This window comes from uncultured Nocardioides sp., assembly GCF_947488025.1.
Taxonomy (GTDB): Bacteria; Actinomycetota; Actinomycetes; order Propionibacteriales; family Nocardioidaceae; genus Nocardioides.
The window spans coordinates 190645-210273 of sequence record NZ_CANKYS010000003.1 but is presented as its reverse complement, the minus strand read 5'-3'; the positions used below and the strand labels follow the sequence as shown (position 1 = coordinate 210273).

Genomic DNA, 19629 nt, shown 5'->3' with positions numbered 1-19629 from the left:
AGGGTGGGGTGGAGATGGCCAGCACTGCTGGAAACCGCAGGCGAGGTCTCGGGCGCGCGTGGACGTTGAAGGTCGTGGTGCTGGCTCTCGTCGCCGCGCTCAACGCGCTGGTGGGACCGGTGCTCCTGGGCGGCCCGTCGGCGGCCAACGCCGCCGACCCGTGCGGCCCGACGGGCAACAAGGTGGCGTGCGAGAACTCCAAGCCCGGCACCGGCCCGGAGGTCTGGGAGATCAGCGGCGCGGGCGACCCCGAGATCCAGGGGTTCGCGACCGACATCTCGGTCAACGTCGGCCAGCGGATCGACTTCAAGATCGACACGGCCGCGTCGTCGTACACCATCGACATCTACCGCATGGGCTACTACCAGGGCCTCGGCGCCCGCAGGATCACCTCGGTGACACCCAGCGCCCAGCTGCCCCAGACCCAGCCCAACTGCATCACCGACGTGCAGACCGACCTCTACGACTGCGGCAACTGGGGCGTCTCAGCCTCCTGGAACGTGCCCGCCACCGCGGTCTCCGGCGTCTACATCGCCCACATCAAGCGCTCGACGGGCGACGGCAGCCACATCACGTTCATCGTCCGGGACGACGCGAGCACGTCCGACGTGGTCTTCCAGACATCCGACCCGACCTGGCAGGCCTACAACACCTACGGTGGCGCCTACTTCTACGGGGGCGGGGCGAACGGCCGGGCGTACAAGGTCAGCTACAACCGGCCAGTGCTCACGCGAGGCCGCGAGAACGGCCGCGACTTCTTCATGTCGGCCGAGTACGCCATGGTCCGCTTCATGGAGCGCAACGGTTATGACGTCTCCTACATCGCCGGCGTCGACACCGACCGGCGCGGCGACCTGATCACGAGGCACAAGGTGTTCCTCTCCGTGGGTCACGACGAGTACTGGAGCAAGGCCCAGCGGGCCAACATGGAAGCCGCCCGCGACGCCGGGGTGCACCTGCAGTTCCTGGCTGGCAACGAGGGTTACTGGAAGGCCCGCTACGAGCCGTCCATCGACGGCACCAGCACCGCCTACCGCACCCTGACCTCCTACAAGGAGACGTGGAGCAACATCAAGGTCGACCCCGACCCGGAGTGGACCGGCACGTGGCGCGACCCGCGGTTCGCCCCGACTTCGCGGGGCGCGGGCGTTCCGGAGAACGCCCTGATCGGCACGCAGTACCAGGTCAACTTCAGCGATCTCGCCCTCCAGGTCAGTGCCGACGAGGGCAAGCTGCGCCTGTGGCGGAACACGTCCCTCGCGACGATGACCGGCGGGACCGCCACGCTGGCGCCGCACACCGTCGGCTACGAGTCGAACGAGGACGTCGACAACGGGCAGCGTCCCGACGGCCTGGTGCGCCTGTCCACCACGGTCGGTGCGGTTCCCGAGTACCTCCAGGACTTCGGCAACACCGTGACCACCGGGGTCACCCGGCACAACCTGACGATGTACAAGGCGCCCAGTGGCGCGCTCGTCTTCAGTGCGGGATCGGTCCAATGGGCGTGGGGCCTCGACGAGGTGCACGACTCGGCCTACGCGGAAGAGCCCGCCGACGCCCGCATGCAGCAGGCGCAGGTCAACCTCTTCGCGGACATGGGCGTGCAGCCGAGCACGCTGATGAGCGGCCTCGTGACCGCCACGAGGACGAGCGACACGACCGGCCCGACCGTGACCATCACGAGTCCCGCAGCAGGGGCCGACCAGCCCAACGGCCAGTCGGTCACGGTGACCGGCACGGCCACCGACGCCGGCGGCGGCCGCGTGGCCGGCGTCGAGGTCTCCACCGACGGCGGCGAGAGCTGGAGCGCCGCCACCGGCACGACGTCGTGGACCTACTCGTTCATGCAGGACGGGCTCGGCTCGACACCCGTGCGGGTACGGGCCATGGACGACTCCGCCAACATCGGCAACGTCGTGACTCGCTCCTTCGACGTGGCCTGCCCGTGCAGCATCTTCGGGAGCACCACGCCGCCGATCGCGGCTGCGAACGATCCCTTCGGCGTCGAGCTCGGGGTCAGGTTCGTCCCCCTCAACGACGGCTTCGTGACGGGCGTGCGCTTCTACAAGGGGACCGGCAACACCGGTACCCATGTCGGCTCACTGTGGAGCCCGAGTGGTGAGCGCCTGGCCCAGGCGACCTTCGTCAACGAGTCGGCCACGGGTTGGCAGAACGTCGCGTTCGCCACGCCCGTCGCGGTCGCGGCCGGACAGCCGTACGTCGCGTCGTACACCGCGCCCAACGGGAACTACGCGCTCGAGAGGTGGGGCTTCGCGGCGGCGGCGAAGGAGTCCGGCCCGCTGATGGTCGAGGGCGGATTCGGAGCCCCGGCCGGCGGCCTGTTCGCCAACCCGGGCACGTTCCCGAGCTCCTCGAACCAGAACGCCAACTACTTCGTCGACGTCTCCTTCACGACCACCGACAGCTCCGAGCTGATCGCGATGGGCCAGTCGCCGCTGCCGGGCTCCTCGAGCGTGCCGACGACGACCACGGTGAGCGCGCGCTACTCCAAGCCGCTGGAGCCGGGCACCGCCGCGATCACCCTGAAGGACGTCAACGGCGCGGTCGTGGCCGGAGCCACGTCGTACGACGCCACCACCCGCACGGTGACCTTCACCCCGAGCGCGTCGCTCGCGGCCTTCGTGAAGCACACCGCGACGGTCACCGGCCGGGACACCAGCGGCAACCCGGTGGCGAACGGCGGCACCTGGTCGTTCACGACCGTCAAGCCGCCGAACGCGCCCGGGGTCTGCCCGTGCACGCTGTTCGACGACTCGCTCGTTCCCGCCGTCGTCGAGGCGGCGGACCGGGATGCGGTGACGCTGGGCGTGCGCGTCACCCCGGACACCAACGGCCAGGTGACCGGCATCCGGTTTTACAAGGGCGTCAACAACACCGGAAGCCACACGGGCACCCTGTGGGCCGCGGACGGCACGGTGCTGGCCACTGGCACCTTCACCGACGAGTCGACGACGGGCTGGCAGACGCTGACCTTCCCGACGCCGGTGACGGTCCGCAAGGACATCACGTACGTCGCGTCCTACCGCACGACCGTGGGTCGCTACTCCGCCTCTCCGGGCGCCTTCGCGATCGCCGACCTCTCGCGGCCCCCGCTGCGGGTGACCTCGACGGCAGGCGCGTACACCTACGGCACCGGCTTCCCGAACACCTCGACATCGACCAGCTACCTCGTGGACGTGGTCTTCGAGAAGGTGTCCCCGACGATCGCCGTCGCGAGCCGCACGCCGGCGCCGGGAGCCATCGGCGTGCCGCGCGGCACCACGGTCCGCGTCGGCTTCACCGCCCCGGTCGCACCTGGCTGGTCACTCGAGGTCGCCGCCAACGGCTCCGCAGTCACGGGCACGGCCTCGCTCAGCGGTGACGGCACGTCGCTGGTGTGGACCTCGCCGACGCTGCTGCCGCCCGACACCGATGTCACCGTGACCGCGTCCGGCGTGGTCTCCGAGGACGGCGCCACGCTGCCCACCCAGACATGGACGTTCCGGACCAGGGGTCCGGAGACCGTGGACCAGCAGACCCTCTTCGGGGACATCGTGCCCCGGATCGAGTCGGCGGACGACGGTGCGCCGGTGGAGCTCGGGATCGTCCTGGAGCCCAGCCGCAACGGGCTCGTCACCGCGATCCGCTTCTACAAGGGGCCCGGCAACGCCGGTACCCACACCGGCTCGCTGTGGAGCGCCACCGGTGCCCGCCTGGCCGAGGTGACCTTCACGGACGAGACGGCCTCCGGCTGGCAGACGGCCGTGCTGTCGACGCCCGTCGCCGTCCAGGCAGGACAGCGGTACGTCGCCTCCTACCTCGCGCCGACCGGTCACTACTCCTACACGCCGGAGTTCTTCACCGGCCCGTGGACCGCCGGTGACCTCACGGCCCCGGCTGCCGGGAACGGGCGGTATCTCTACGGCGCGGCGGGCGGCTTCCCGACGTACTCGTGGGGCAGCGCGAACTACTTCGTCGACGTCGTCTTCCAGCGTGAGCCGGCCACCATCGCCGTCGACTCCCGGGCCCCGGGCGCCGGGGCGACCGAGGTCACGACCACCGTGCGGCCCTCGATCACCCTCACCGCACCGCTCGCACCGGGGTGGTCGATGGGCCTGCAGCAGGGCGGGGCCGCAGTGCCGGGCACCTCGGAGCTCTCTGCCGACGGCAGGACCCTCACGTTCACGCCGAGCTCGGCCCTCGCGCCGGACTCGGAACACACCGTGACGCTCAACGGCGCGACGTCGACCGAGGGTGCGGTGCTGCCGACCCACACGTGGACCTTCCGCACGGCGGTGGCGAACACGTACTCGCTGCTGGACGGCGAGGTTCCGGGCACCGCGTCCGTGAACGACCCCGACGCCATCGAGCTGGGCATGGCCTTCACCCCGTCGACCGCCGGAACGGTGCGGGGCGTGCGGTTCTGGAAGGGCTCCGGCAACACCGGCATCCACACCGGTTCTCTGTGGAGCGCCGACGGCACACGGCTCGCGCAGGTCACCTTCACCAACGAGACGGCGAACGGTTGGCAGGCCGCGACCTTCGACGCGCCCGTCCCGGCCGTGGCGGGGACGACGTACGTCGTGTCCTACTACGCGCCCAACGGTCGCTACGCGGCGACGCCGTCCTACTTCAGCGCGCCACGGGCGGTCGGTCCCCTGACAGCCCCGTCAGGGAACAACGGTCGCTACCGGTACGGCAGCGGCGGCGGGTTCCCCAACGGGTCGTGGAACTCCACCAACTACTTCGTCGACGTCGTGTTCGCGGCATCGCCCTAGGAGGACGGAAGCACATGACGGTGCAGGGGGCGCCGCCGACGGCTGTCGGAGCAGAACCGCACGCCGGGGGGCCGGAGCAGCGGACCGACGCGCAGGCACTGCGCCGCGACATCGGCCGTGGTGTGATCTGGGCAGCGGCCAGCAACATCCTGATGCGGATCGGTGGCATCAGCGTCACCGCCGTGGTGGCGAGGATCCTGTCACCCGAGGAGTTCGGCGTCTTCGCCATCGCCCTCGCTGTCTTCGTCGTGGTGACCAGCCTGGCCGAGCTCGGCATGGCGTCAGCGGTGGCCCGCTCGGTCCTGGAGCCCGACGACATCGCCGGCACCGTCACGTCCATCTCGCTGATCGTCAGCACGAGTCTGGCGATCCTGATGGCCCTCTCGGCCGGCCCCCTGGCGACTGTGCTCGGCGTGCCGGAGGCGGCCGGTCCGATCCGGGTGATGTCGATCTGCCTGGTGCTGACCGGCATCTTCGCCGTCCCGGGAGCTCAGCTCGTGCGCAACTTCCGGCAGGACCGGATCCTCCTGGGCACCGTCGCCGGATTCGTTCCGGCCAACGTGGTGCTCATCGTGATGGCCCTGGCCGGTCAGGGTGCGATGGCGTTCTCGTGGTCGCGCGTCGTCGGCCAGGTCGTCACCGGACTCGTCTTCGTGGCCTGCGTCAACCGGCGCTACCGGCCCCAGTGGCGGCGCGAGCTGGTCGGTCCGCTTCTCCGCTTCGGCCTGCCGCTGTCGCTGGCGAACCTCATCAACTGGACCTTGCTGAACGCCGACTACCTCGTCATGGGCCGCATGGTGAGCGCCGAGCAGATCGGCGTCTACATGATCGCCTTCACCGTGGCCAACTGGTCCACCGCCGTGCTGGGCTCGGTCCTCAACGGGGTCGTGCTGCCTGCCTTCGGTCGGGTCAGCCACGACACGGAGCGATTGGTGGAGTCGCTCGTGTCCGCCACCCGGCTGGTGGGACTCGTCGCCCTCCCGATGGCAGCGACCACCGTGGCCCTCGCCCCAGGACTGGTCCGCACGGTCTTCGGCGAGACGTGGGCCGGAGCAGCGCCCGTGCTGGCGGTCCTGGCCGTCTACGGCGCCTCCTTCGCCTTCACCCTTCTCTACGTCAACGTGCTGGTCGCCATCGGTGCGACGACCAAGCTCCTCGTGGTGCAGGTCGCCTGGGTGAGCGCCCTGGTGCCAGCCATGGTCTGGGGCATCCAGGTCGGAGGTCTGGTCGGGGCTGCATGGGCGCACGTGGTCGTCGTGCTCGTGGTCTCGCTCCCTGGCTACCTGTGGGCCCTGCGTTCCCACCTGGGGCCGCTGCCGGCCACCCTCGGGACGACGCTGCTGCGGCCAGTCGGCGCGGCCGCACTGGCGGGCGGGTCCGCCTGGATCGTGGACAGGTGGATCGGCGGCGTCGTGCTCGGCTTCCTCGCTGGAGGCGTCGTGGCGGTGGTGGTCTACCTCGTCGCGGCCTGGTCGATGATCGAGCAGGACCTACCGGAGGTGGGGAGGTTGGTGCGCAAGGTGCTCCCTGGCCGACGGGGGTTCGCGTCTCTTGACGCGTCCGAGCGCCCGCTCCGCGTGGGGATCGCCCTGGAAGGGCTCGCATTGGGCGGGTGCCCCATCAACGCCATCGACCTTGCACGCACGCTCCGCTCGCGCGGTCACCACGTGGTCGTCATCGCGGTGGATGAGGTGGTGCAGGTGTCGGTGTTGCCCTACGCCGAGGCGGCCGGGTTCGATGTCGTACGCATTCCGGCCGGCGGTGGCCTGTTCCGGCGTGCGCTCCACCTGCGTCGCGAGGTACGCCGTCACGACCTCGACATCCTCCACGTGTTCGCGGCCTGGCTGGGTCGCAGTGCGGTCCTCGCCTGCGGCCCGAGTCGGCGCCGCGCGGTCGTCGTGCTGAACTGGTTGATGGACAGCGAGTTCCCCACCACGGGTCGTACGTCCCTGGTGGTGGGGACCGGCAGTCTGCACGCGGACGCGCTCGACCGGCACGGCCCTCGCTCGTACCTCCTCGAACCGCCGGTCGACCTGGCCCGTGACCGTCCCGACCAGAAGGCGGCGACGGTGTTCCGCCGTGCCCATGACCTCGCCACCGATGACATCCTCCTGGTGCTCGTCGGACGAGTCGACGTGCTGACGGCCGCCCAGGAGGTTCACGGAGTCGCGAAGCTGCCCGGGATCCTGCTCGCGATGGACGCGCTCCTCGAGCGCGACGACCCGTCGCTGCGCCTCGTCGTGGTCGGCGACGGCAGCGGGATGGCGCAGGTGCGCGAGCGTGCTGAGCAGGTCAACGCCTCGCTCGGCCGGTCGGCCGTGGTGCTCACCGGTGCGCTGGCCGACCCCCACCCGGCCTACGCGGCCGCCGACATCGGCCTGGGGATGGGCGGCTCGGCCCTGCGCGTGATGGCCCACGCCAAGCCTCTGGTGGTGCTGGGTGCCGCCGGCTTCAGCCAGCTCTGCTCGCCCGCCACCGTGGACCAGTTCCTCGGCGACGGCTACTACGGCACGCGGGCCCCGGGTCGGCCGGTGGCCGAGCTCCTCGGCCACCTCGACTCCCTGGCCGACCCGGTCGCTCGGCGCCGGTTGGGAGACTGGGGCCTCGACTTCGTGACCGAGAGGTACGGATTGGAGGCCGGGGCCGATCGGCTGGAGACGATCTACCGCGACAGCCTGGCCCACGACGACTCCTGGTTCGAGCGTCTCGGTGACATGGGACATCTCGCCGGGCGGAGCCTCCTCGGCAGCCTCCGGCGGCGGCTCGCGCAGAGACTGCGAGCACGGTCGTGACCAGGGTGCTGCTGGTCTCGCACGAGGCCTCACTGACAGGTGCCCCGCGTATCGCGGCCCTCGTCGGCCGGGCACTGGTCGGCAGGGGATGCGAGGTCGACATCCTCCTCCAGAGGCCCGGGCCACTCGGCGAGGAGTTCGCCGAGGTCGCGCCCACGCGAGTGGCGCGGTTCTGGCGGGTGTCGCGGTGGTTGTGGGCCCACCCCGGGGTCGTGCGGTCCCGCGCTGCCGCCCTCCTCGAGCTCCTGACCGCTGTGGTCGTCGTCGCGCTGCGGCGCCCCGACCTGGTCTACGTGAACTCGAGCTCGTCGGCTGCCTTCGTGCGGGCTGCCCAGCTGCTCGGCCGCCGCTCGGTGCTGCACGTCCACGAGTCCGGGCCCGTGCTGAGCCACTTCCTCGCGCGGGTCGGCATCGAGGACGTGACCGGGACGGGCGCTCGACTCGTCGCCTGCTCCCCGAGCGTCGCGGACGATCTCGCGCTGTTGGGGACGCCACCCGACGACATCGTCCTCATCCCGTCCATTCCCGACGCTGATCGCGTGCTGGCGGGAGCGAGTGCCCGCACGTCGCACCGATCGACGCCGATCGTCGTCGGCTGCTGCGGTGCAGTCGAGTCCCGGAAGGGCGTCGATCTCTGGTTGGCTGCGGCAGCAGCGCTGGTCCGGTCGCTTCCGGAGGGACAGGTGCGCTTCGTCTGGGTAGGTGCCGGTGAACCGCCCCCGGAGGCAGCGGCCCTGCCCTGGGTGACCTTCACCGGCCCGCAGGCCGATCCGTCGAGCGCGATGGCCGACTTCGACATCATGACGCTGCCCTCGCGCGACGACCCGTTCCCCCTGGTGGTGATGGAGGCCATGCTCCTCGGCAAGCCGGTCGTGGCGTTCGACGTCGGTGGCGTGGCTCACCAGCTCGGCGACACCGGACTCGTGGTCGACGCGGGTGACGTCACCGCGTTCGCCCAGGAGGTGCGCCGACTCGTGCTCGACGAAGCGCTGCGTGCGCGGCTCGGCACGCAGGCCGCGGCCCGGGCGCGATCGCTCTTCTCCTGGGAGAAGTTCGAGGCAGGTGTCGCTGACCTCCTCGAGGACGCGCCTCCCCGGCTGGTCAACGCGAGCGGACCGACTCCTGGGTGATGCGCCGCATCGCGCCGGCGAGGCCGATGAAGAGGAAGAGGCACCCGGCGGTCTGCGGGAATGCGAACGCGTCGAAGAAGGCCAGCCCGAACCCGCCGGCCGCGACGGAGGCGAGCACGGCCTGGGCGTACTGCGCGTGCTCCTCGCGACCGCCCTCGAGCTGGAGGGTCCTGCGGGCCGTTCGGGCGCTGACCAGGCCGCAGATGATGAGCGCGAGGAGCGACAGGAGGCCGAGGAGACCGGCCTCGATCGTCATGCCGAGGTAGGCGTTGTCCAGGATCCAGTACTTCGGCAGGAACGTGCCGAATCCCTTGCCGACGAGGGGGGATTCGGCGATGAACGCGCCGGCGATGTCATAGCTGCCGGTCCGCGAGGAGATGCTCGGGTCCTGGTCGGCGTTGGAGAACAGGCCTTGGATCGCACCGAGCAGCCCCGGGACGGTGACGTACAGGACCGTGCTGACAACAGCCAGGAAGCCCAGCGCCCGGAGCCGCTGCTGCAGGTTCCAGGACAAGGCGAGCACGACCGCACCTGCCAGCGCGCAGATGTAGGCCGAGCGTGACATGGAGAAGAAGATCGAGGCGATCATCGCGACCAGCATCGCGCGGAACAGCCACCGGTAGCGCGACTGCACGGAGGCGCACACCGTGACGAGCGGGAGGGCCATCCCGAGCACGACGCCGTACTCGATCGGGCTCATCGACGTGCCGCTCGGCCGGATGCGACCGGAGCGCGTGCCGAGGCTCCACCCCTCGGTTCCTGCGGTGAGACCGGGGATCCGGATGCGGTCGACGAAGAGCTCGCCCGTGACGTACTGCGCCAGGCCGAGCAGGGCGACCAGCCCCGCGGCGAACGCCAGTCTGCGCAGGAGGACCACGAGTCGGTCGAAGTCGCTGATCCCGTCGCAGGCGAGCAGCACGACCCCGGCCAGGCTGATCAGCCGCAGCAGGCCCGAGTCGGCTGTGCTGATCTCGTCGCCGGGCAGCGGTCCGGCCATGGCGTGGGCGTAGGCCACCAGCAGCACCAGGACCAGGCCGAGCATCGCCGCCCGGACGGGACGGGCACGTCCGTCGGAGGGCTCCGAGCGGCGGACCGTGTGCCACGCCCAGTAGAGGAAGATCCCGATGCCGAAGAGGGTCGCGGGGCTGCCCGCGCTCCCCAGGGCGTTGACGACCATCGGGGACGGGATGAACCACAGCAGGCACACGTAGGCGGTCAGGAGCGCGGCGGCGTCGACCCCGCCGCTGCGGGCGATGCCGGTGCGCTCCTGGACCGCGAGCGTCACGATGCCTCGCCGCGCTGGTCGCGCCTCCCGCGCCGCTTGAGCAGGCGTGCCGTCACCTCGACCGGGGCAGCGCGATCGGGGTCGCGCCCGTCAGCGACTGGCGCGTCCACGTGGACGGGGTGCAGCGAGACCGGGGCCGGCGCGCCTGCGACGTCCTCGGCGACCAAGTCCTCCGGGCTCGGACTGCGCCGGCCGATGAGCCATCCGTCGACGAGGGCGATCAGGAGCAGGCCCAGCCCGCCGATGGCCGCCATGGTCATCAGCGCGGCGCGGATCATCGCCTTCCGGGTGGTCGCGGGCACCTCGTCGCGGGTGAGCACCACCGACGTCACCTGCTGCCCCGCCGGGAGGTCCAGCTCGCTCTGCATCTTCTCCAGCTCCACCGGAACGCGGTCGGTGAGCGTCCCCAGGGCTTCGACGGCCACGTCGGGTGCGGGTGCCTCCACCGTGAACACGATGATCGGTGCGCTGTTGGTGAAGTCGGGCGTGATCTCGAACGTCGTCCCGGTGGGGTAGGTCTCGCCGAACGTGTCCGCGACCTTCTTGGACGTCAGCGCCCGCACCACGACGTCGCGGGCCTGGCTGACCCCACCCAGCGCGAGGTAGGGGTTGTCCTGCGTCATCGCTCCCGTCGGGTCCTGGGCCTGCAAGGGCGGGAAGACCAGGACGGTGCCCGTCGCCTCATACGTCTCACCGGTGCGTTGCGCGACCAGGAACGTCGCGCCGACGGTCAGCACCGCCAGTGCGAGGACGAGGTACCAGCGGCGGCGCAGTGCCCGCCACACGACCCGCATCTCCACGACAGCTCTCCTTCCGGTGCTCTGGGGGTGCCTCAGCCGCCGGTGCGGCGGGAGTCGATGAAGTCGGCCAGCGTGCCCACGCTCTCGAACACCTCACCGGTGAAGTCCTCGTCCTCGATGGCGATGCCGAAGCGGTCCTCGAGCGCGGCCGCAAGCTCCACCACGCCGAGCGAGTCGAGCTCCGGCAGCTCGCCGAAGAGCCGCGTGTCGCGGGTGATCGCGCCCGCCCGGTCCTCGATGCCGAGGGTGCGGGTGAGCACCTCGACCACTCCGGAGAGGGTGTCAGCGGGCGTGCCGGCGAGCGTGTCTGCTGGCTGGGTCATACGAGGACCTCCGATGGTGAGGGGTGGCCGAGGAAGGCCGTGGGACTGGCGGTGAGGCCGTAGGCGCCGGCCTGGAAGACGACGACGAGGTCGCCGAGCTCGACGCCGGGCAGGGCGACCTCGTCGCCGAGCAGGTCGAGCGGCGTGCACAGGCAGCCGACGACGGTGACGGGCCCGGTGGGCTCGTCGAGGGCCCGGGTGGCGAGGGCCAGCGGGTAGTTGCGCCGGATGACCTGGCCGAAGTTGCCCGAGGCGGCGAGCTGGTGGTGCATGCCGCCGTCCACCACGGCGTAGCTGCGCCCGCGCGACTCCTTCACGTCGACGACGCGGGTGACGTAGACGCCCGCCTCTCCCACGAGGAAGCGGCCCAGCTCGACCACCACGGTGGCGTCCGGCAGCGCAGGGGAGAGCCGGCTGTCGACGAGCTCGGTGAGCCGTCGCCCGACGACGTCGAGGTCGAGGCGCTCGTCCTTCTCGAAGTAGGGGATCCCGAAGCCGCCGCCGAGGTTGACGTACTCCACGGTGCCGGGCAGGTGCTCGGACAGCTCGAGGACGAGCTCGACCGTGCGCTCCTGCGCGTCCGCGAGGATCGCCGCGCTGAGGTTCTGCGACCCCGCGAAGACGTGGAAGCCGACGACGTCGACGTCGTTCTCGCTCACCTCGCCGAGCAGTGACGGCACGGCCTCGGCGTCGACGCCGAACTGCTGCGGGCCGCCGCCCATCCGCATGCCGGAGCCCTTGACCGCGAACGGCGGGTTGACGCGTACGGCGGCGCGCGGGCGCAGGGCGAGCTCCTTGCCGGTGCGCACGAGGCGCTGCAGCTCCGTGCGCGACTCGACCTCGACCGTCACGCCTGCGGCCACCGCCCGGCGCAGCTCGGCGTCGCTCTTGCCGGGCCCGGCGAAGCTGATGGCGGCCGGGTCCTGCCCGGTGTCGAGCGCCACGGCGAGCTCGCCGGCGGAGGCGACGTCGAGGTGGTCCACGAGCCCTGCGAGGTGCTGGACGACGGCGGGCATCGGGTTGGCCTTGACGGCGTAGCCGAGTCGCATCCGCTCCGGCAGCGCGGCCTTCACCGCTGCCACCCGATCGGTGATCATCGCGCGGTCGTAGGCGAAGAACGGCGTGGCGCCGACCCGTTCGGCGAGGCGGTCGACCGGTATCCCGCCCACCAGCAGCGTCCCGTCGGCGGTGCCGTGGGCGCCCACGTGCTCGCTGGTCCTCATGCCGTCAGCTCCTCGCGCAGCAGCACCCGGTCGAACTTGCCGTTCGGGGAGCGGGGCAGCTCGGCGCGGACCACGATCTCCGCCGGCACCATGTAGCGAGGCAGCTGCCGTCGGAAGGCCGCGAGCAGCGCCTCGGTCTCGAAGTCCGCGGCGGCGGGGCTGACCACGACCACGACCCGGTGGCCCAGGGCCTCGTCGGGCAGGCCGAGCGCGGCGGCGTCGCGGACCAGGCCGCTGTCGTAGGCGACCTCCTCGATCTCGGTCGGGCTCACCCGGTAGCCCGACGTCTTGATCATGTCGTCGGTGCGTCCGACGAAGTAGAGGAACCCCTCCTCGTCGGCGACGACCCGGTCACCCGACCACACGGCCAGCTCAGGGGCGCGCCAGTCGTGGCCGCCCGGGATCGGTCGGAACCGCTCGCCGGTGCGGGCGGCGTCACCCCAGTAGCCCTGGGCGACGAGGGCGCCGCGGTGGACGAGCTCGCCCTCCTCGCCGGGCGCGCACGGCGTGCCGTCCGGCCGCAGGACCAGGATCTCGGCGTTGGGGATGGCCTTGCCGATCGAGTCGGGGCGCCGGTCGACCTCCGCCGGGTCGAGGTAGGTCGAGCGGAAGGCCTCGGTCAGTCCGTACATCAGGAACGGGCTCGCCTGCGGGAAGATCTCGCGCAACCGGGTGAGGGTCGAGCGGGGCATCCGTCCGCCGGTGTTGGCGAAGTAGCGCAGGGACGCCGTGGCCTCGGGCGGCCAGTCGGCGGCGGCGAGCTGGATCCACAGCGGTGGCACGCAGGTGAGCCCGGTGACACCGTGGCGCGCGCACAGTCGTACGACGTCGCGGGCCAGGAGGTAGTTCACCAGCACGACGTGGGCGCCCGCGGCGAACGCGGTCGTGACCTGGCTCAGCCCGGCGTCGAAGCTCAGCGGCAGCGCGGCCAGGATGACGTCGTCCCCGTCGTTGCCGAGGTAGCTCGACACGCTCTCGGCCCCGACGAGCAGGTTGCGGTGCGACAGCACGACGCCCTTGGGGCGGCCCGTGCTGCCGGAGGTGTAGAGGATCGCGGCGGTGTCGACGTCGACCGCCCGGCTCGGAGGAGGCGGCTCCACCACGTCGCCCAGGAGGGTCGGCAGGTCGTGGACCCGTACCTCGTCCTCGTCGGGCACCTCGCCCGGCTCGGCGTCGACGAGGAGCACGTGCCCGAGCTCGCGGCAGCCCTTGGCGTCGTCGCGGACCGATTCCCAGCGCTGGCGCGTCGTGATGAGCACCCGCACCTCGCAGTCGCCGAGGATGTAGGACACCTGGGGCCCCTTGAGCGCGGGGTTGACCGGCACGAACACGGCGGCCGCCACCGAGGCGCCGAAGATCCCGCCGACGGTCTCGGGCCGCTTGTCGAGGTAGAGCGCCACGCGGTCCCCGCGCCCGACGCCGAGGCCGGCCAGCACGGCGCCCGTGCGCCATGCCTGCTCCCAGGCCGAGGCGTAGTCGAGCGTCGCCTCCTGGTGGCTCAGGGCCGGGCGGTCGCCGAAGCGGACCGCGCCCTCCTCGAGCAGGTGGTGCAGGTGCGTCCGCATCAGGTCAGTGCCCCCTCGTTCCGTTGCCGGAGCCGCCCCCCGGCGACCGGCTCGGGAGCGACGCGCTTCCCACTCGTCGTCCCGGGAACCACGCTACGGACGGGCGGCCGCGGCGTGGGCCGCGTCGGGGCGGAGTACCGGATTTGGGGTAGCGAGGTCGAGCCACGCCGGACCGCGGGGGGCGCGCAGCAGGTCGGGACGGACAAGCACGCGCACGGCCGCGCGGGCGATCGCGTCGCCCCGCGCCGCCCGGCTCGACTCGCGCAGGACCAGGGCGAGCCAGTACGCAGCAGTCCGGGGTCGCGAGGAAAGCCGCGAGAACAGCCGTAACCGGTTGGCCGTGAGGAGCGCCCACAGGCGCGGTGACGTGCCCGAGTCGCCCTCGAGGTGCACGGCGCCTGCGTCGGCGACGTAGCGGACACCGAACCCGAGAGCCCCGGCGCGCAGGTGGAACTCCGTCTCCTCGGAGTAGAGGAAGTAGGACTCGTCCCACGGCCCGCACACGTCGAGGCAGGCGCGGCTCACGAGCTGGGTCGACCCCTCGGCCCAGTCCGGGGACGCGTCGCCCGCATAGGGCGCCGGGTCGCTCACGACCTCTCCCGTCAGGGCCCAGCGACCGGCCAGGGTGGCGCCGACGAGCGCGTCGGCGAAGGCCCGCAGGAGGGTGGGGCGTCGGCGCATCGAGTGGATCAGTGCACCGTCACTGTCGGTGAGCCGCGGCACCGTGATCCCGGTGCCGGGGCGGTCGAGCGCGGCCAGCAGCGCGGGCAGGCAGCCCGGCCGCAGCCGTACGTCGGGGTTGAGCACCAGCACCGCCGGCGCGTCCGGGGTGGCCGCCAGTGCGGCGTTGACGCCCGCCGCGTAGCCCGCGTTGCGCCCGGTCTGCACGACCGTGGCGTCGGGGCACAGGCGCCGCGCCACCGCGACGGTGTCGTCGGACGAGTCGTTGTCGACCACGACCAGGCGCCAGGGCACGCCACCGGCACCCGCGGGCAGCGACGCCACCAGTCCGGGCAGCACGTCGGCGCTGTTCCAGGTGACGACGGCGATCGTCACCGGTCCCGTCGGGGCGCTCATCCCGGTGGTCATGCGAGCACCTCAACCGAGCGCGTACGCCGGCGCGCGAGCCCCCGGCGCGCGGGCGCCGACGCCGGGCCCTCGGCAGGACGCCGCCGCGGGCGCCAGCGCTCCAGCCAGAAGACCGCGGTCGCCGTGAGGGCGATACCGGTCAGGCCGGTGGCGCCGAGCGCCCGGGACCGGCTGCCGGTGATGGGGTAGACGATCGGGTCCGCCGAGGAGGGGACTGCGTGGACCCGGAGCCGCGGGTGCACCGCTCTCTCGTCCTGACGTTCGGTCAGCACCTGTTCCACCCGGTCCACCGTCTCGCGAGCAGCGTCCTGCACCGTCTGCGCGTCGGGGCCGGCGACCTGGACGTCGAGGTGGTGGGCGGGGAAGGACGGCCGCCACTGCGTGCCGAGGTTGGGCACCCGCACCTGGACCCCGTCGCGCTGTCCCATTCCGACGATCGTGGCGGCGACGTCGCCGGTCAGGAGGGGCCCGTGACCGGCGTTGATGTCGTTGGCCACCACACCGGCCATCGGCTGCAGTCCGTACAGCGGGTTGTCCAGCAGGTTTCCGTCCCTGACTCCCTGGGGCCCGACCAGCACGATGTTGTACTGCGTGAAGTACACCGGCGCCTGGCGCTGCACGACCGCGAACGCCCCGAGCGTGAGCGCGGCGCCGAGCACCACGACGTACCAGCGGCGCAGTGCTGCTGCGAGGAGGTCGCGTGCGGTCATCGCACGCCCTTCGCGGGGTGTCTCAACCGATCTCCTCCACGGGCTCGACCAGCTGCGGCGGCAGGTGCAGGTAGGCGGTCGTCTTGCGCTTCTGGTCGATGTCGCCGTAGACCCGCTCGACCTGGGCGGTCGTGAGGCCGGTGGCCTCCGCGACCTGCTCGATCGGGGTGCCGGTGTTCTTGCCGTGCAGGCACAGGTCCATCAGGTTCCAGGGCAGCGAGAAGTAGAACTCCTCCTGCGACTGCGGCAGCGAGTAGGTGTCGGTCGTGGACGGACGGGTCCGGACCTCCTCGGGCACACCGAGGAAGTCGGCCAGCGCGTAGACCTGGGTCTTGTAGAGGTGGGCGATCGGCTTCACGTCGGCCGCTCCGTCACCGAGCTTGACGAAGAACCCCTGGTCGTACTCCAGGCGGTTGGGCGTGCCGGTGACGACGTAGTTGAGCCGGTCGGCGTGGTAGTACTCCGTCATCCGGCGGGCGCGCTGCTTGAAGTTCGTCGCCGCCACGATGCCGAGGTAGGACTCGGTCGTCAGCCGGTGCCGGGTGGTGGTGCCGTCGGGTGCCTGCACGACGACGGAGTAGAGCCGCAGGCTCTCCGACTCCACCACGCTGGGCAGCACGATCTTGGACTTGTGGTCAGGGCCGTAGTCGGGGCACACCATGCGGATCGCGTCGTCGCGGCGCTCGTAGCAGCGGACCGCCTCGAGCACGGGAGTGATGTCCTCCACGACCGAGTCGATGCCGAGCGAGTCGGAGACCAGCGTGCTGAACGCGAGCGTGTCCTCGGAGGAGTCGCGCTCGGGCATGTGCAGGCCGAAGACGCGCTCCTTGCCCAGCGCGGCGACGCACAGCGCTGCGACCACGCTGGAGTCGATCCCACCCGACAGCGCGACGACCGCCCCCTTGCGTCGGGCACGGGTGAGGTAGCCGCGCAGCGACGCGCTGATCCGGGCGACCTCTGCCTCGAGGTCGATCGCGAGCACGTCGGTCTGGGTGTCGCTCTGGACGGTGGTCATACGGTGCTCCTCACGTGCTGGACCCGGTCGATGACGGTCATCGGCGCGGGTGGTGGGGCGTCGCTCGCGGCGCCCCCGTCGACCACGAGCTGCTGGTGGAGCAGCTGGGTCGAGAGGACCGCTAGCAGGCGCATGTTGTCGGTGTTGCCGGCTCGTACGCCGCCGGTGCGGGCGGCCTTCGCGAGCAGCCCGGCGACCGGGCGCGGCTCGAAGACGCCGGCGTCGGCGAGGGCCGCGGGCGAGGTGACCTCGGTGAGCCACTCCGGCGGCGGGCCGCTGAAGAAGCTGGCGGTGTCGGGGGAGCGATAGGGCTGCTTGGGCCGGGAGCGGATCTGCTCAGGGACGAGGTCGGCGAAGGCGATCTTGAGCAGGTGCTTCTCGTCGAGGCCGCACAGCTTGTGGCGCGCCGGGAGCCGGTTGGCGAGCTCGACGACGTCCTTGTCCAGGAACGGGAAGCGTCCCTCCACCGAGTTGGCCATCAGCATCCGGTCGCCCTGGCTGGAGAGGATGTAGCCCGGCAGCAGGGTCGTCATCTCGAGCCACTGGGCGCGCGACAGCGGGTCCCAGGCCTCGCTGCCGGCCGGCATCCGGGTGACCACGTCCGGGCCGCGGTCGAGCTCGGCCCTGACGTCGGGGGACAGCAGTGTCTTGACGGCACTGGTGGAGGCCCACCGCGGCCGGTGCGAGATCGCGGGGTCGTCGGCGTCGAGGTCCTGGCCGAAGAAGCTGCGCGCGAATGCCGGGGCGGTGCCGGGGTTGCGCTCCATCCACGGGTAGAGCAGCTCGACGGCGCGATCACGCGTGGCCGAGCCCGGGTCGCGGGCCCAGAACGCACGGACCCGACCCTCGCGGAAGATGTCGTAGCCGCCGAGCACCTCGTCGGCTCCCTCGCCCGTCACGACGACCTTGTAGCCGTTGTCGCGCACGAGCCGGGACAGCAGGAACAACGGTGCGGGAGCGGTGCGCAGCACGGGCGTCTCGGTGTGCCGCACCACCTCGGGGAAGACCTCGGCGACATCGGCGGCGGAGACGACGACCTCCTCGTGCTGGGCGCCGAGCTCGGCCACCATCTTGTGCTGGTGGACGCCCTCGTCGAACTCCGCGTCGGTGAACCGGAGCGAGAAGGTGTGCAGCGGTGCGTCGGTGTACCTCGCGAGGACCGCGGCGGTGATCGAGGAGTCGATGCCGCCGGACAGGTAGGCCCCGACGGGCACGTCGCTGCGCACGAAGCGCAACCTGGCCGCCTCGACGAGTCGCTCGCGCAGCTCGACGGCGTTGGCCTCGATGTCCTGACCGGGCTCGGTGCCGCGGTCGGGGAAGTCGATGCTGAAGTAGGGGTGGCGGCGGAAGCCGTCGCGGTCCAGCACGGCGACGTACCCCGGCTCGAGCTGCTCGATGCCGCGGAAGACCGTGCGGGGCGCCACCGTCGACCAGTAGGTCAGCACCTCGTCGAGCCCGACGGGATCGAGGGCGCGCGGCACGGTGGGGTCGGCCATCAGCGACTTGACCTCGGAGGCGAAGGCGATCCGTCGCCGGTCACGCGTGTAGAAGAGCGGGCGCACGCCCATCCGGTCGCGCGAGAGCACGAGCCGACGCCGGCGGGCGTCCCACAGGGCCACCGCCCACTGCCCGTTGAACCGGGTGAAGCACTGCTCGCCCCACTCCTCCCAGGCGTGCACGACGACCTCGGTGTCGCTGGCGGTGCGGAAGCGGTGGCCGCAGCGGCGCAGCTCCTCCCCGAGCTCGACGTAGTTGAAGATCTCGCCGTTGAACGAGACCCAGAGCGTCTCGTCCTCGTTGCACAGCGGCTGCGCGCCACCCTCGGTGTCGATGATGGCCAGCCGGGTGTGCCCGAGCGCGGCGTGGTCGTCGCGGTAGAGACCGCTGCCGTCGGGACCGCGGTGGCGCAGCCTCCCGATCATCCGGGTCACCAGCTCGCGGTCCGGCGGCGGGCCGTCGAGGACGACGACGCCGCAGATGCCGCACATCAGGCCGTCCCGCCGGCCTGGGCGAGGACCGCACGCATGCCCTCGGCGGTGCCGAGCAGGGCGGGGTCGATCTGCTCCTCGCGCAGCACGACGTGGAAGACGTCCTCGAGGAAGATCGCGGCCTTGACCGCCTCCAGGTGCCGGTCGCCGTGCGGGTCGCGCAGCCGCGCGTACTCGCTCAGGGCGCGGTCCACCTGGGCGGCGTCGGCGTGCCCGGAATCAGGCTGCTCGGGCTCGGGCTCGGGCTCCGGCTCGAGGTCGGGCGCGGCGGCCTCCGGCGCCCGCGCCGGGCGGCGTACGCGGTAGTTGAGCATCGAGGCGTTGTCGTAGTCGGAGGCGATGACGCGACCCGGGTTGCCGGCCACGAGCGCGCGCGCGGGTACGTCACGCGAGACGACGCTGCCGGCGGAGATGGTCGCGCCGTCCCCGATCGTCACGTCGCCGGTGATCGTCGCGCCCGGCCCGATCCACACGTCGTCACCGAGCCTGGGCACGCCGTGGTCGCCCGAGGCGACCCGTTGGCCGATGGTGACGTTGTGGTGCAGCACGCAGTTGTCCCCGATCGTGACCGGCCCGATGAACACGCCGGTGTGGTGCATCAGGAACAGCCCCGGCCCGATCTCGGCGCGGTGGTCGATGTCGGCGTGGTGGACGTTCATCACCCGGCGGCGCCAGATGGCGGCGAAGACGCGGGGCGGCAGACCGGCGAGCCGGTGCTCGGCCTGGTAGCGCCGCGCGGCGCGATCGAAGCGATAGCACGCGACGACCCGGAAGTCGGCGTTCCACAGCCACAGGCGAAGTCGCTGCGCCGGGCCGCGCCGGCCCTCGGCCGAGATCGTGTAGTACTTGTCGACGTCCGTGCGGAACGGACGGACGTCTGGGTCCTCGTCGACCCGGTCGCGGATGTCCCCCATGACCATGTCCCCCGACG

13 protein-coding genes are annotated in these 19629 nt (G+C 71.7%); 3 read left to right on the top strand and 10 right to left on the bottom strand.

The genetic code is table 11. The features are described 5' to 3' along the window. Nucleotides 1-14: 14 nt before the first annotated feature. The 3 genes from Q1B24_RS07570 to Q1B24_RS07560 are packed head-to-tail and all read left to right on the top strand — an operon-like array spanning nt 15 to nt 8700. Nucleotides 15-4778 carry a DUF4082 domain-containing protein gene (locus Q1B24_RS07570; protein ID WP_299925730.1) on the top strand — a complete coding sequence of 1588 codons (4764 nt, stop codon included), beginning with the start codon at nt 15-17 and terminating at the stop codon, nt 4776-4778. 14 nt (nt 4779-4792) lie between these two features. Further along, the gene (locus Q1B24_RS07565) at nt 4793-7570 is read left to right on the top strand and encodes an oligosaccharide flippase family protein (protein WP_299925727.1); all 2778 of its coding nucleotides are present in this window, start codon (nt 4793-4795) and stop codon (nt 7568-7570) included. Further along, a complete protein-coding gene (locus Q1B24_RS07560) occupies nt 7567-8700 on the top strand; it encodes a glycosyltransferase family 4 protein (protein WP_299925724.1) in 1134 nt (377 codons plus the stop codon). Before Q1B24_RS07565 ends, Q1B24_RS07560 begins: the two co-directional genes overlap by 4 nt. Here the strand turns inward: Q1B24_RS07560 and Q1B24_RS07555 are convergent. From Q1B24_RS07555 to Q1B24_RS07510, 10 genes are all read right to left on the bottom strand, one after another. Beyond that, complete coding sequence (locus Q1B24_RS07555; protein ID WP_299925722.1) at nt 8672-9985, bottom strand: O-antigen ligase family protein; 1314 nt, start codon at nt 9983-9985, stop codon at nt 8672-8674. The two genes, Q1B24_RS07560 and Q1B24_RS07555, sit on opposite strands and share 29 nt — an antisense overlap. Next, the gene (locus tag Q1B24_RS07550) at nt 9982-10785 is read right to left on the bottom strand and encodes a hypothetical protein (protein WP_299925719.1); all 804 of its coding nucleotides are present in this window, start codon (nt 10783-10785) and stop codon (nt 9982-9984) included. The genes Q1B24_RS07555 and Q1B24_RS07550 overlap by 4 nt, the downstream gene beginning before the upstream one ends. 32 nt (nt 10786-10817) lie before the next feature. Next, nucleotides 10818-11108: an acyl carrier protein gene (locus Q1B24_RS07545; RefSeq protein ID WP_299925716.1), complete on the bottom strand. Its 291-nt coding sequence runs from the start codon at nt 11106-11108 to the stop codon at nt 10818-10820. After that, on the bottom strand, nt 11105-12331 hold the full coding sequence (locus Q1B24_RS07540) for a pyridoxal-dependent decarboxylase, exosortase A system-associated (RefSeq protein WP_299925713.1): 1227 nt from the start codon (nt 12329-12331) through the stop codon (nt 11105-11107). Before Q1B24_RS07540 ends, Q1B24_RS07545 begins: the two co-directional genes overlap by 4 nt. Further along, on the bottom strand, nt 12328-13896 hold the full coding sequence (locus Q1B24_RS07535) for an acyl-CoA ligase (AMP-forming), exosortase A system-associated (protein ID WP_299925708.1): 1569 nt from the start codon (nt 13894-13896) through the stop codon (nt 12328-12330). Before Q1B24_RS07535 ends, Q1B24_RS07540 begins: the two co-directional genes overlap by 4 nt. 93 nt (nt 13897-13989) lie before the next feature. Then, nucleotides 13990-14985, bottom strand: coding sequence for a glycosyltransferase family 2 protein (locus Q1B24_RS07530; RefSeq protein ID WP_299925705.1), 996 nt, complete (start codon nt 14983-14985; stop codon nt 13990-13992). Beyond that, on the bottom strand, nt 14982-15695 hold the full coding sequence (locus Q1B24_RS07525; protein ID WP_299925702.1) for a hypothetical protein: 714 nt from the start codon (nt 15693-15695) through the stop codon (nt 14982-14984). The genes Q1B24_RS07530 and Q1B24_RS07525 overlap by 4 nt, the downstream gene beginning before the upstream one ends. Nucleotides 15696-15717: 22 nt before the next feature. Continuing rightward, nucleotides 15718-16710 carry an NAD(+) synthase gene (nadE, locus tag Q1B24_RS07520; protein ID WP_299925699.1) on the bottom strand — a complete coding sequence of 331 codons (993 nt, stop codon included), beginning with the start codon at nt 16708-16710 and terminating at the stop codon, nt 15718-15720. Then, nucleotides 16707-18698 (bottom strand): asparagine synthase (glutamine-hydrolyzing), encoded by a 1992-nt coding sequence (gene asnB, locus Q1B24_RS07515; RefSeq protein ID WP_299925696.1) that lies wholly within the window; start codon nt 18696-18698, stop codon nt 16707-16709. Before asnB ends, nadE begins: the two co-directional genes overlap by 4 nt. Continuing rightward, nucleotides 18698-19612: a serine O-acetyltransferase gene (locus tag Q1B24_RS07510; protein WP_299925693.1), complete on the bottom strand. Its 915-nt coding sequence runs from the start codon at nt 19610-19612 to the stop codon at nt 18698-18700. The genes asnB and Q1B24_RS07510 overlap by 1 nt, the downstream gene beginning before the upstream one ends. Nucleotides 19613-19629: the final 17 nt, after the last annotated feature.

What these genes read in the sequence shown, in the direction of transcription:
- Q1B24_RS07545 (WP_299925716.1), bottom strand. Translation starts at nt 11,108, where the DNA reads ATGACCCAGCCAGCAGACACGCTCGCCGGCACGCCCGCTGACACCCTC.
- Q1B24_RS07540 (WP_299925713.1), bottom strand. Translation starts at nt 12,331, where the DNA reads ATGAGGACCAGCGAGCACGTGGGCGCCCACGGCACCGCCGACGGGACG.
- Q1B24_RS07535 (WP_299925708.1), bottom strand. Translation starts at nt 13,896, where the DNA reads ATGCGGACGCACCTGCACCACCTGCTCGAGGAGGGCGCGGTCCGCTTC.
- Q1B24_RS07525 (WP_299925702.1), bottom strand. Translation starts at nt 15,695, where the DNA reads ATGACCGCACGCGACCTCCTCGCAGCAGCACTGCGCCGCTGGTACGTC.
- asnB (WP_299925696.1), bottom strand. Translation starts at nt 18,698, where the DNA reads ATGTGCGGCATCTGCGGCGTCGTCGTCCTCGACGGCCCGCCGCCGGAC.
- Q1B24_RS07510 (WP_299925693.1), bottom strand. Translation starts at nt 19,612, where the DNA reads ATGGGGGACATCCGCGACCGGGTCGACGAGGACCCAGACGTCCGTCCG.
- nadE (WP_299925699.1), bottom strand. Translation starts at nt 16,710, where the DNA reads ATGACCACCGTCCAGAGCGACACCCAGACCGACGTGCTCGCGATCGAC.
- Q1B24_RS07565 (WP_299925727.1), top strand. Translation starts at nt 4,793, where the DNA reads ATGACGGTGCAGGGGGCGCCGCCGACGGCTGTCGGAGCAGAACCGCAC.
- Q1B24_RS07530 (WP_299925705.1), bottom strand. Translation starts at nt 14,985, where the DNA reads ATGACCACCGGGATGAGCGCCCCGACGGGACCGGTGACGATCGCCGTC.
- Q1B24_RS07570 (WP_299925730.1), top strand. Translation starts at nt 15, where the DNA reads ATGGCCAGCACTGCTGGAAACCGCAGGCGAGGTCTCGGGCGCGCGTGG.